This is a genomic window from uncultured Bacteroides sp. (assembly GCF_902472605.1).
In the GTDB taxonomy this organism is placed as follows: domain Bacteria; phylum Bacteroidota; class Bacteroidia; order Bacteroidales; family Bacteroidaceae; genus Phocaeicola.
In genome coordinates, this window is record NZ_CABROP010000040.1 from 1 (window position 1) to 11,839 (window position 11,839).

Annotated in this window: 9 protein-coding genes and 1 riboswitch; of the genes, 5 read left to right on the top strand and 4 right to left on the bottom strand. The window is 48.9% G+C overall.

Annotated elements, in window-relative coordinates:
- Positions 1–51: 51 nt before the first annotated feature.
- Both RDP42_RS09800 and RDP42_RS09805 read right to left on the bottom strand, forming a co-directional pair.
- Positions 52–1,980 (bottom strand): carboxypeptidase-like regulatory domain-containing protein, encoded by a 1,929-nt coding sequence (locus RDP42_RS09800; protein WP_308763531.1) that lies wholly within the window; start codon positions 1,978–1,980, stop codon positions 52–54.
- An 11-nt stretch (positions 1,981–1,991) separates the two neighbouring features.
- On the bottom strand, positions 1,992–2,864 hold the full coding sequence (locus RDP42_RS09805; protein WP_308763532.1) for a GLPGLI family protein: 873 nt from the start codon (positions 2,862–2,864) through the stop codon (positions 1,992–1,994).
- 162 nt (positions 2,865–3,026) lie between these two features.
- Between RDP42_RS09805 and RDP42_RS09810 the strand changes: the two genes are divergently transcribed.
- Together RDP42_RS09810 and RDP42_RS09815 are read left to right on the top strand one after the other, a co-directional pair.
- Positions 3,027–4,454 carry a HAMP domain-containing sensor histidine kinase gene (locus tag RDP42_RS09810; protein ID WP_308763533.1) on the top strand — a complete coding sequence of 476 codons (1,428 nt, stop codon included), beginning with the start codon at positions 3,027–3,029 and terminating at the stop codon, positions 4,452–4,454.
- A gap of 6 nt (positions 4,455–4,460) precedes the next feature.
- Positions 4,461–5,138 carry a response regulator transcription factor gene (locus RDP42_RS09815; RefSeq protein WP_204476174.1) on the top strand — a complete coding sequence of 226 codons (678 nt, stop codon included), beginning with the start codon at positions 4,461–4,463 and terminating at the stop codon, positions 5,136–5,138.
- An 85-nt stretch (positions 5,139–5,223) separates the two neighbouring features.
- Here RDP42_RS09815 and RDP42_RS09820 read toward each other — a convergent pair whose 3' ends face one another.
- Positions 5,224–6,153 (bottom strand): J domain-containing protein, encoded by a 930-nt coding sequence (locus tag RDP42_RS09820; protein WP_308763534.1) that lies wholly within the window; start codon positions 6,151–6,153, stop codon positions 5,224–5,226.
- Positions 6,154–6,240: 87 nt separating this feature from the next.
- A complete protein-coding gene (locus RDP42_RS09825; protein WP_072543796.1) occupies positions 6,241–6,672 on the bottom strand; it encodes an Hsp20/alpha crystallin family protein in 432 nt (143 codons plus the stop codon).
- Between the two features lie 658 nt (positions 6,673–7,330).
- Positions 7,331–7,533, top strand: a riboswitch (cobalamin riboswitch).
- Positions 7,534–7,616: 83 nt separating this feature from the next.
- Here RDP42_RS09825 and RDP42_RS09830 point away from each other — a divergent pair.
- The 3 genes from RDP42_RS09830 to RDP42_RS09840 are packed head-to-tail and all read left to right on the top strand — an operon-like array spanning position 7,617 to position 11,830.
- Positions 7,617–9,599, top strand: coding sequence for a TonB-dependent receptor domain-containing protein (locus tag RDP42_RS09830; RefSeq protein ID WP_308763550.1), 1,983 nt, complete (start codon positions 7,617–7,619; stop codon positions 9,597–9,599).
- Positions 9,600–9,604: 5 nt separating this feature from the next.
- A complete protein-coding gene (locus RDP42_RS09835; protein ID WP_308763535.1) occupies positions 9,605–10,756 on the top strand; it encodes a DUF5074 domain-containing protein in 1,152 nt (383 codons plus the stop codon).
- A 39-nt stretch (positions 10,757–10,795) separates the two neighbouring features.
- Complete coding sequence (locus RDP42_RS09840) at positions 10,796–11,830, top strand: PKD domain-containing protein (protein ID WP_308763536.1); 1,035 nt, start codon at positions 10,796–10,798, stop codon at positions 11,828–11,830.
- The last annotated feature ends 9 nt before the right edge of the window (positions 11,831–11,839 follow it).

An 11,839-nucleotide genomic window follows, 5' to 3' on the forward strand; every position in this document is an offset into this window, starting at 1 on the left:
ACACCGATTCGGAACTAATTCACAAAAATTGCAACGTGGTTTACCGAATGCTTACTCTTGGTATTCTGAATGAACTAACTGTGGGTTCTTCCGGTTCCAGTAGCTTCCTGAAAGTGACCAGAAAAATTCATGGACAGTCCGTTTGTAAGTCAGGTAAAAGGAGTAAAGCTGATCCTGTAACTCTGGAACACGGGGTGAAAAGGAAACCATGGTCCGGTAGTTCTGCCAATAGGAATACGGGTAGTATGCGGTGACTTCTTCGTTCTTTTGTTGGAATTGGGCGCGGGCGGTCAACTTCCAGCGTGGGCTGAACTGCCAATATAGTGAGGCCGTCGGACTGATTCGTAGGTCTGTATATTGTGGATTGGTTTTCCTTAGATAAGCCGCATCGGCAGATACGGTCAGACGGAAGGCGTTTCGTTCCCACATCCACATCGGGATGGCATAGAGCTTGAATTGAGGACTGGAGAAATTAGCTGTCTGGTGCAGAAACAACCATTCTCCTTGGACGCCTCCGGTAATTCCAAAGGTCATTCCGTTCTTTTTCCATTGGTAATAACCTTGGTTGTCCATATAGGCCTGCTGGAGTCCGAACGACTGATTGACTTGTGCAAATTGAAGTGTGGTAGGCTGGTAGGTATAGCGGAAGAAAGAGCGAAAGCCGGAGGTGGCGTGCTCATGGGTAGTCAAGAGATTCATTTGGTTAGTCAGCTGAAGCCTGTTCGTTTGCAGGCGCTGGGTCAGTTCCCGGTTGCCGTGCAGGTCTTCCTGACTGTGACTCCAAACTCCGTGGGCTTCCAGTAGATTACGGAAGAAAGACCGTGTGCCGTTCCGTTCGTAGTTGTAGGTGGCTTGCGCCTGATGCGTGTACAGACTGTAATTTTGTGCTTGTGCGATATGGATGGTATCGGTAGGATAGTAGTAAATTTCCTGGGTTCCTTGGTTACGGTGTTGTTCATCGTACAAGTAGTGGAAGGTGAAACGGGACTGTTGTTCCTCGTTTTTTCGGTAAAGACGATTCACTGATGCCAGATGGGTGGTATTGTCCATCAACCGTTGTTTTTCCAAAGGAAAGGAAAAGGTGGGCTGGTCGATAAAGGTCGGAACATCGGCCGGCGTGAGAAAGTTCTGGTTGTCGGAAGCCAGTTGTTGCAGTTCGGTGGAAAGGTCTTTTCCGGTATGATCAGCCTTATACAAATAGATACCTTGCCGTTCACGAGCTAGCTGTAAGGCATTGAGCTTTCCGTTATACAACATTTGGTCGCCATACCCGCCGGCTGCTTGCAAGGTAAGCAGCCAGCGGGAACGGATTTCCGGTTTCAGTTTCAGATTCAAAGCCACTTTGTCACTCGGCATCTTGTTGCGTAAGGAACGGATGGGCTGGAAGTGCTCGATTACTTCGGCTTTTTCCACTGCATCTGCTTTGAGATTCTCAGTGATTTGGTTATAGCGTCCTCCCGACACATCCATTCCTTCCACGGTAAACTGACTGATGGCTTTCCCGTTGTATCGGATTTCCCCACTTTGTTCGTTTACGTCAATTCCCGGTAGTTTTTTCAATGCCTCCTTGATGTTCTGCTCTTTTCCGGAGGTGAAACGGGACAGGTCGTATTTCACGGTATCTTGTCGTCCGTAGATACGTCCTCCTTTGATTTCTACTTCTTTTAAGGAGATAGCTTCCGGTTTCAGCTGGAAGGTCATTTCTTTTCCCTTTTGCGCAGGCCGGCTTTCTTTCTGGTATCCCAAGTAGGTGACATGTACCGTCCATGCAGCGTCTTCGGATACGGAGAACGAGAAACATCCTTTCGGGTCGGTCAAGGTATACTTGTAGACGGTGCTACTTGAGTCGCGGGTGAGGGTGACCGCAGCTCTTTCCAGCGGTTGGTGCGTTTCGTTGTCAATGACTTTCCCTTTAATCAGGGACTGCGCTTGCATCTGACAGGTGAAAAGCAGGAAGAAGAAAAAAATCAAGGATTTCATACGGCAGAGGATTATTCAGACAGTTCAATAGGGTTATAAGGTATGGAGAATGATTTCATCGGGTTCCCGTGTTCGTCGGTCACACTGACCTTTACATTGGGTGCAGTCGAAGCGATGAAACTCATCGGGTCTTTGGCCATCCGTTCGTACATCTTGTTTAAGTTGGGGCGGGAAACCTTTTCCCTTCCTTTGAGATTGATCAGGATGGGTTTCGGAGTTTTGCATTGTTCTATTCCGGTACAGCTGAACGTATAATGCTTTTTGTCATCTTCTGCTTTGATAATCAGTCCCGGCAATCCGTACAGTTTCCAGGGCCCTTCTGAGATAGGAATTTCCATCGTGTACCAGGCTGTATAATTTCTGCCTTTAAAGCGGCAGGTAGCCTTTTGGCAGGAATAAGAAAGAATAGTGGCCGTATCAGGGAGAACCGTCCATTCCGGCATTTCCTCTTTCTCCTCACACAAGAAATTGGTGGTTGCTAGACGGTCGAGCGTGGTGACTTTGCCTGCTGGGTAATGTTTGAATATTTGGTAAGAGATTCGAGAGTCCCCAATCGCAGCGGCGTGTTGTAACATGGTTTCCTTCGATGCTCCTGCCTGGGCGTCGGCAATCAACAACGAGTCACGTACATAAAAGTTATAACTGTAGCATTTGCTGTACTGTTTGCCGATTTCCAGCATCAGGGTTTCTCGGCCGGGTTTGGCGTCTTCCGAAACCGTGTCTTGCAGATAGGTCATCTCATATTGCACCTTGATGCGTTGGGTATCAATGGAGTCTTGGTTAAAGATGGAACTTGTATTCACCACAAAGAGTTGTGCGTGTGAAGAGAGCGCAGTGTACAGGCAGCCTAAAAGACTGAGTGTAAGAAATAATTTTTTGTTCATATTCCCGTAATTTAAAGTTTTCTGATGCGACAAAGGTAAACGGTGGTGCGGCGAGTAATGGAAAAAAGTTATTACTGAAATATTATCCTCTTCAAATTGGGAGGATGGACATACCTTGTAAATCGCATAAGGTTTTTATTTTTGTGGAAAAGAATTTGAAAGATGGGAAAACAAATCAAGCTGGTGTGGATATTGACAATCGTAACCGCTTTGCTGGTGATTGGCGGGCAGGTGTATTGGTTGTACCAACAATATACCTATACGGCGTTGGCCTATATGGCCCGGTTGAATGATACCCTGCTGGTACTTCAGGATAAGAATTTTACGTTGGCACTGGATGCCAACCATACCATCAAGATGGTGGACGCGAACCGGGCAACGAAAGATTCTGATTTGGTCAAGCTGGGATATTCCCTGAAAATGAATTTTGAGGAAGGGAAGGCTGAATCGTATGTCAGATTTTCTAAATTATATGATGCGGATTCGTTGGGGAATTTGCATCTGGTAGACTCATTTAATGTCACCGGTTTGTCTCTTGACGAGGTTGTGAATGCAAGCTTGCATTACACAAAGTATGCAGACCGACCATTTGATTTGCAGGCGTTAGATTCGCTCTTCACCAGCCACCACATTCATGCGACGGATTGGCAGCTGGTCAAACTTGACTCCTTTCTTTGGCGGGGGACGTATGTGGTGGAGAAATCATGCATGAGGTATCGCATGAAATTTATTTACCCCTACAATCCTTTTGTCCGCGATGCGGTGACGGGCTATGTCGACCTGCCGACAAACCCGTTGTTGAAAGAGATGGGGTGGCAGCTGGTCGGTTCGCTGATACTGATTCTGTTGTTGATTTTCTGTCTGATTTATCAGGTACGGACCATCTTGAAACAATACAAGCTGGATGAGCTGAGGAAAGGTTTTGTGAATACGATGATTCACGAGCTGAAACGTCCGGTGCAGACTTTGAAAATGTGTGTGGCGTTCTTGAACAACAAGCGGATGCGGAAAGATGAGCAGATGATGGATGAGGTGGTGAAAGACTCCATGTTCGAACTCGATAATCTTTCGGCTTATCTGGTGAAGGTACGTGAAATGACACGGGCGGATGATGAGCAGACCCCGCTCTCAGTGCGTTTGTTCAATTTGAGCGAGACCTTGGAGAAATTGTTGAGGCTGACCGTAATTCCGACTGACAAGCATGTACGTTTTGAAACCCGGCTTACTCCTAATCCGTTGTGGGTAACTGCCGATCCGGTACATCTTACGAATAGCATTAGCAACTTGGTGGAAAATGCCATAAAGTATTCGGGTAATGAGGTCTGTATTCGTATCAGTGCCTCGCTGGCAGAAGGGAAACTGGTGATACGGGTAGCCGACAATGGTTTCGGTATTTCCCCCCAAGACCAGTTGCACATTTTCGACAAGTTCTACCGTTCGGAGCAGATGGTCGGCCGCGGTTTGCCGGGAATTGGCCTGGGGCTGAGTTATGTAAAGTTGATGATGGAAGCCCATGGAGGAACTGTGGGTGTAGAAAGTATATTGGGTAAAGGTTCCGTTTTTACCCTTGAAATTCCTCAATCAAAATGACGATGTATGAAACACTTGAAGATTCTTTTTGCAGACGACGATTTGAAATATGCCCTGATTCTGAAACGTTTTTTGGAAGCCGAGGGATATGAGGTGTTCTATGCCGGCAACGGACGGATTGCCTTGGAGCAGTATCCCGAAGTGAAGCCCGATCTGGTGTTGCTGGATATCAATATGCCCGAAGTGAATGGATATGAGGTGGCCCGACAGATTCGGGAGCATGACCGGCATGTGTTGATTTTCTTCCTGACCGACCGTTCCGACAAGACGGATCGTCTGGAAGGTTTTAAGGTGCGGGCTAACGATTATCTGGCTAAACCTTTCTATCCGGAGGAACTGATTGCCCGGATTCAGGAGCGTTTTGGGGAGGTGGAAGATACGGTGGATAAGGAAGTATATCCGTTGGGGCATACCACTTTTGATTACACGAACAATGAATTGCGTACCCAAGCCAATAAGGTGATGATTACTTCCCGCCAGGCAGAAATTCTCCGTATGCTGATCAAGAACCGAGACTCTGTGGTGAGCAGAGAGCAGTTGCTGGAGCACGTATGGGGAGACACTTCGTATGCGAACTCTTTGGCTTTGAACGTACAGATTACATACCTGCGCAAGGCGTTGAAAGGAGATTCATCGGTCAAAATCGAATCTGTGATGAAAAAAGGCTATGTGCTGCGAGGATAGGCTGAAGGGGTTGGGGATAAACACAAAAAAAACGTAGGAGGCCTCCGCATTTGCGGAAACCTCCTACGGGGTTGCTTATATCTTATCAGCTGGCAGCGCGCAGCTGGTTGAACAAATCTTTTTGTTTTTCGGTCAATGAAGTCGGTATCTTCACGTTGTACGTGACAATCATGTCGCCAAACTGACCGGATTGTTTGTAGACCGGGAATCCTTTGCCCCTTAAACGTACCTGAGTACCGTTCTGTGTGCCCGGTTTTACTTTCAACCGGACCATACCGTCCATGGTTCTTACCTGTACTTCTCCACCCAGTACGGCAGTGTACAAGTCGACATCCACGTGGGTATAAAGGTCATTGCCTTCCCGTTCAAAAGTAGCATCCTTGTCAATCACGAAGGTGATGTACAAGTCGCCGTTTTCAGCTCCGTTCATGCCCTTCTCTCCGTAGCCTTTCAGCCGGATGGTCTGCCCGTCGGCTACTCCCGCCGGGACGGTGATACGGATGTTTTCACCGTTGACGCTGAACGTCTGCTTATGGGTGACGTATGCTTCACTGAGTGACAGATGCATCTGGGCCTCTATGTCGCCACCCTTGGCCCGCATGCTGTATCCTCTACGGGCACCGCTTCTGTGTCCGAAGAGTTGTTCGAAGAAGTCTGAGAAACCGCTTGCGCCTGCTCCTCCGAATCCTCCGCTGAACTCGTCGCCATTCATGGAGTACCAGTAGCCTGAACCGCCGTTCTCCTGCTGGGCCCGACTGTATGCTTCACGTTCCTGCTTGAATTCATCAGCGTGTTTCCAGTGTTCCCCATATTCATCGTATTTCTTTCGCTTTTCCGGATCGCTCAATACTTCATGGGCTTCATTCACCTGCTGGAACTTTCCTTCCGCCGATGGGTCATCCTTGTTCAGGTCAGGATGGTATTTCTTCGCCAGCTTCCGGTAGGCTTGCTTGATTTCATCCTGTGTGGCATTACGGTCAACACCCAATATTTTATAGTAATCAATAAATGCCATATATCAATCGTTTTTAGTGGGTTCCAGAATAAAAAACTCTCGCCCGCAGGTAAGTGCAGACGAGAGCTTTTCGGTTAATTGTTATGATTAATGTATTTCAATCACACGGTTGACCTTTGCTTTTTCTTCCTGAGAATACTTCGGCAATTCAATTGTCAACACTCCATTGGCCACGTTTGCACTGATTTTTTCTTTATCGACGTTGTCAGGCAAATAGAGTGACTGTTGGAATTTTGAGTAAGAGAACTCGCGTCTCAAGTATTTCTTGTTTTCTTTGTTCTCGTTTTCGGTTTTCTTTTCCATTGAAATGACGAGTTCGTTTTCTTCACCCAAATGAATGTTGAAATCGTCTTTGGTCATTCCCGGAACTGCAACTTCTACCTTGTAGTCTTTGTCGCTTTCCACTACATTGATTGCAGGGGCAGTAGCGTTAGCTTTCACCATCCAATCGTTATCAAAGAAATCATTAAAGATACTTGGTAACCAGTTCTGATTGTAATATTTTCTAGTCGGCATCATAGTTGTAATCTCCTATATTTTATTTTTTTATTATCAATTTGTTTCTGAACCCGAGCTCCTTGAGGTCTTTCAACTTCTTGAAGTTCAAGTTCACTTCTCTATTTGCAAAGGCTGTGCCACAAACAGGTGCCATAGTTGCCTTTTTTCTGAGGATTTTATGTAATTGTCTTATTATGAGTAGATTATACATTTATTTCCTTTATTCGAAAATTATGGTTTTTGCATGCCATGTGGAAAATGGTAACAAATTGTCATTTAGTTATAGATAGATTCCGACAAAAAGTCCATTTTGTTGACATATTGTCACCGATTCTTGCTTTTTCTAAGAAAAAGCCGGGTAAAAGATAGGGGTATGGATTGTTTTTGAGGATGTCAGGATGTTGTTGAGGAAATGTCAGTTCTATTTTTATGTCTCCCTGCCCGAAAACGTACGTTTCCCGTGGCGGAAACATAGGTTTCCCTTATGGAAAACGTACGTTTCTCTATAGGGAAACGTAGAAAATGCGGTGAAAGTATCCTTTCTTTGGCAGGAGGTTTTCTCTTTTAGGAGGAGGTGAAACCACCTCATTGCATGCCCAAGGTTGCCCGACAAGGAAGAGGAATTTGCCATCGGGTAAAATATTTTGTCCGTTTTGTAAGAAAAATTTGTATAATTATACTATATTTGTCCCCGAATGGTTCCGAGTGTCTGTTCAGGCCCTCGGATGAAAAGGGAATCAGGTGCAAGTCCTGAACAGTCCCGCTGCTGTAAGCTCCATTCAACCTGCTGGAAAAGACTTATGCCACTGATGACTGAACACAATCGGGAAGGCTCCAGGAGGGGAGTAAGTCAGAAGACCTGCCATCATACATGTTAACCACGCTCGTGGGATTAGGTGGTTAAAACGATTTGGATTTTCAATTAGTACGGAAAAAGTATGGGTAGACGGAAGTTTCTGTCTGTCATGCTGGGGGGTATTCTATGCCTTGGGAATACTGTGACCCTTCGTTCGCAGAGCAGGCTCGACAGCTTGCAGCATTTGGACGAAGTGGTGGTCACGGTACGTGCGTTGCCCAAGGAAGTGATACCCGTGCAGCAGCTGACGGGTGAACAGCTCAGTCGGCTGTCGTCGCACAGCGTGGCAGATGCCCTGAGGTATTTCTCGGGTTTGCAGATAAAGGATTATGGCGGTGTGGGCGGTCTGAAGACGGTCAACATCCGGAGCATGGGCACGAACCATGTGGGGGTGTTCTACGACGGTGTGGAGCTGGGGAATGCCCAGAACGGGACGGTCGATTTGGGACGTTTCTCGCTCGACAACATGGAATCTGTCACCTTGTACAACGGGCAGAAGAGTGCCATTTTCCAGCCGGCCAAGGATTTCGGTTCGGCAGGTTCCATTTATTTGCAGTCCCGGGTGCCTGTGTTTTCCAGAAAAGAATTGCAGCATGTCAAGGCGACTTTCAAGACGGGTTCGTTCGGGCTGGCCAACCCTTCCCTGCTGTGGGAGCGGAAGCTGACGGAGCAGGTGAGCACGTCGTGGAGTGCGGAATACTTGTACACCACGGGAAAATACAAATTTTCCTACCGCAAGCAGGACGGGTATGATACCACTGCCGTGCGGCAGAACGGTGATGTGAATGCGTTGCGGGTGGAAGGAGGTTTCTATGGAAAGCTGCCGCGGGGCTACTGGCGGGCGAAGTCGTACCTGTATCGTTCGGAACGGGGATATCCGGGAGCGATTGTCCGCAACAAGTTTTCGCACGAGGACCGGCAGTGGGATACGAATTTCTTTACGCAGGGGGCGTTTAAGAAGGACGTGGCCGACTGGTACAGCCTGATGGCGCACGTGAAGTATGCGTATGATTACCTGCATTACCTGGCCGATCCGCACAAGGATGAGTCGTTAATGTACACCAACAATCATTATTACCAGCAGGAAGTGTATGCTTCTCTGGCCAACCGCTGGGTGCTGACCCCTTTCTGGGAGGTCAGTCTGTCGGCGGACTACCAGTTCAATCTGCTGAATGCCGACCTGACGGATTTTGCCTATCCTCGCCGGCATACGGAAATGGTGGCTGTGGCTACGGCCTTGGATTATCACGGATTCAAGTTGCAGGGCAGTCTGCTGGGCACGTTCGTGCAGGAGCGGGTGGAGGGCTCCGGAAGGGCGGCTCCCCACAAGCGGGAGTGGACACCGGCGGTGATTGCTTCCTATCGGCCTTTTCAGAAAGAAGATTTTCACCTGCGGGCCTTTTACAAGCGGATTTTCCGGATGCCTACGCTGAATGATTTGTATTATACCTTTATCGGCAATGTGGATTTGAAGCCGGAATTTACGAACCAGTTTAATGTGGGGTTCACTTACGGCAAGTCGTGGACCGGCAGTTGGCTGCGTCATCTGGAACTGCAGGTGGATGCGTATTACAATGAGGTGGAGAACAAGATTGTGGCTACTCCGACTTCCAACTTCTTCCGCTGGACGATGGTCAATCTGGGACGGGTGGAAATCCGGGGTGTGGATGCGGCGTTGCAGAGTGTGTGGCAGTATGGTCGGCATACGATACTGACCGCCCGGGTGAACTATACTTACCAGAAGGCACAGGATTTTACCGACCCTACAGCGGAGTTTTACGGGGGACAGATTCCGTATATTCCCTGGCACAGCGGTTCGGCGGTGCTTAATCTCAACTGGAAAAAATGGGAAACCAACTATAGCTTTATTTATACCGGCGAGCGATACACCTCGCAAGCCAATATTCCGGTCAATTACCAGCAGCCGTGGTACACGAGTGACTTCTCGGTGGCCCGCCGGCTGGACTGGGGGCCGGGTGAGCTGAAGATGACGCTGGAAGTGAACAACCTGTTCAACCAGCAGTATGAGGTGGTGACGTGTTATCCCATGCCGGGAATCAATTTCAAGTGTATCGTGCAATATAGCTTTTGAGACTTATGAGACGTAGATTCTTAAGATATCTGTGGGTGGCGGTTTGTCTGTTCCTGTGTCTGGCTTGCCGGGAAGACCTTCCGGTGCTTCGTTCGGAAAGCGAGACCGTCAGTCGTCCGGGTAGTCCGCATGAGATAAAGGGAATGTTTGTCCTGAACGAGGGCAACATGGGAAGCAACAAGTGTACCCTCGACTTTCTGGATTTCCGGAGCGGTTTCTACACCCGCAATATTTATCCGGAACGGAACCCGGAGGTAGTGAAGGAACTGGGCGATGTGGGCAACGACCTGCAGGTGTATGGCAACCGGCTGTATGCGGTCATCAACTGTTCGCACTATGTGGAGGTGATGGATGTGCGTACGGCACAGCACATCGGCAGTGTGAATGTCACCAACTGCCGCTATATTGTTTTTGCGGGCGACAAGGCTTACGTGAGTTCGTATGCCGGTCCCGTGCAGATTGACCCCAATGCCCGTCCGGGAAAGATTGTGGAGTTTGATGTGAACACTTTGCAAATCACCCGGGAGGTGGTGGTGGGCTACCAGCCGGAGGAGATGGTTATCAAGGACGGACTGCTGTATGTGGCCAACTCGGGAGGTTACCGTTTCCCCAATTACGACCGCACGGTGTCGGTGGTCGATTTGGGTACGTTCGAGGTGGTGAATACCATTGATGTGGCCATCAACCTGCATCGGATGAAGCTGGCGCCCGACGGACTGATTTACGTCAGTTCCCGTGGGGACTATTACGGTACGAAGTCGGACGTGTTTGTCATCGACCCGGAAGCACAGCGGGTGGTGGGCCGGTTGGGAGTGGCCGCCAGCGAGATGTGCATGGACGGCGACGAACTGTACCTGATCAGTGTGGAGTGGAGCTATGTGTCGGGAAAGAATGAAATCCGGTACACGTTGTACGACACCCGAAAGCGGGAGATTCTCCCCCGGAATTTCATCACGGACGGTACGGAGAAGGATATCAGTATTCCTTACGGGCTTGGGGTGAATCCGGAAACCAAGGAGATTTTCGTGTCGGATGCCACGAACTATGTGACGCCCGGTTATTTGTATTGTTTCTCTCCCGAAGGAAAGTTGAAATGGAAGGTGCGCACCGGGGACATCCCAGCACATTTCGCCTTTACCTCGGCGGACTTCTATTAGGAAGTGGAAAAAGAACCTTGTGATAATTATAAATAAGATATGAAGAAAAAAATCATTTGTCTGGCAGACCGTCTTCTGTGGATGGTACTGCTATGCGGGGGCCTTTTGTCGGCCTGTCGCAACGAGAAAGAAGACCCGGTGGAGAAAGGGCCGGAAGTGCCGGCTACTCCGTACATTACGAAAGTGTTGGAGTTTGTGCCCTGTCCGGGGCAGTTTGTCAATGTGTTGCCGGAATTTAAGGAGGGCGACACGCCGGAAACCATGAACCAGAAAGTGCTGGAACTCATTGGAAACAACAAACGGGGATTGGTCTCATTGGGCGGTTTCGGCGGTTATGTAGTGGTCGGTTTCGACCATACCATCGAGAACAAGCCGGGGAGCCGGGATTTCCGGGTGTTGGGCAATGCCTTCAACGGCAATTCTTCGGCGGCAGCCAGTGGTACGGCTAAAGGAGGAAGCTATGAGCCCGGCGTGATTTTAGTGGCCTACGACAAGAACGGCAACGGGAAACCGGATGCCGACGAGTGGTACGAGATTCAGGGCAGTGCCCAGAAAGGAGAAGTGGAACCTTGGTATGCCGAAGCGAAGGAGGTAGGGAACGATCTGCATTGTTATTCCGATTACGAGATTACTTATTACAAACCGAAAGTGGAGCCGAAGACGCAGGAAGAAGAGGCGCAATACATCCGCTGGACGGACAACAAGGGGGGTGAAGGGTATCTGCCCAAGAACGAATACCATCGTCAGCCGTATTTCCCGCAGTGGATTCAGTCGGACAGGCTGACGTTCAAAGGAACCCGTCTGCCGCAGAACGGACTGAACCACGGAACGGAAGAGGCGCCTTATTTCGTGCTGTTCAGTTTTGCCTACGGTTATGCCGACAATGCCGTGAACGATACGGAGGGAGCCTGCATCGACATCGACTGGGCAGTGGATGCCCACGGGAATGCGGTGCATTTGCCGGGCGTGGATTTCGTGAAGATTTATACCGGAGTACATCAGGTGAATGGCTGGCTGGGAGAGTGTTCCACGGAAGTGATGGGGGTGGAAGACTTGCATCTGCTGAAAAACTAACCAACGTAA

What these genes read in the sequence shown, in the direction of transcription:
- RDP42_RS09830 (WP_308763550.1), top strand. Translation starts at nt 7,617, where the DNA reads ATGCTGGGGGGTATTCTATGCCTTGGGAATACTGTGACCCTTCGTTCG.
- RDP42_RS09805 (WP_308763532.1), bottom strand. Translation starts at nt 2,864, where the DNA reads ATGAACAAAAAATTATTTCTTACACTCAGTCTTTTAGGCTGCCTGTAC.
- RDP42_RS09835 (WP_308763535.1), top strand. Translation starts at nt 9,605, where the DNA reads ATGAGACGTAGATTCTTAAGATATCTGTGGGTGGCGGTTTGTCTGTTC.
- RDP42_RS09810 (WP_308763533.1), top strand. Translation starts at nt 3,027, where the DNA reads ATGGGAAAACAAATCAAGCTGGTGTGGATATTGACAATCGTAACCGCT.
- RDP42_RS09820 (WP_308763534.1), bottom strand. Translation starts at nt 6,153, where the DNA reads ATGGCATTTATTGATTACTATAAAATATTGGGTGTTGACCGTAATGCC.
- RDP42_RS09825 (WP_072543796.1), bottom strand. Translation starts at nt 6,672, where the DNA reads ATGATGCCGACTAGAAAATATTACAATCAGAACTGGTTACCAAGTATC.
- RDP42_RS09840 (WP_308763536.1), top strand. Translation starts at nt 10,796, where the DNA reads ATGAAGAAAAAAATCATTTGTCTGGCAGACCGTCTTCTGTGGATGGTA.
- RDP42_RS09800 (WP_308763531.1), bottom strand. Translation starts at nt 1,980, where the DNA reads ATGAAATCCTTGATTTTTTTCTTCTTCCTGCTTTTCACCTGTCAGATG.
- RDP42_RS09815 (WP_204476174.1), top strand. Translation starts at nt 4,461, where the DNA reads ATGAAACACTTGAAGATTCTTTTTGCAGACGACGATTTGAAATATGCC.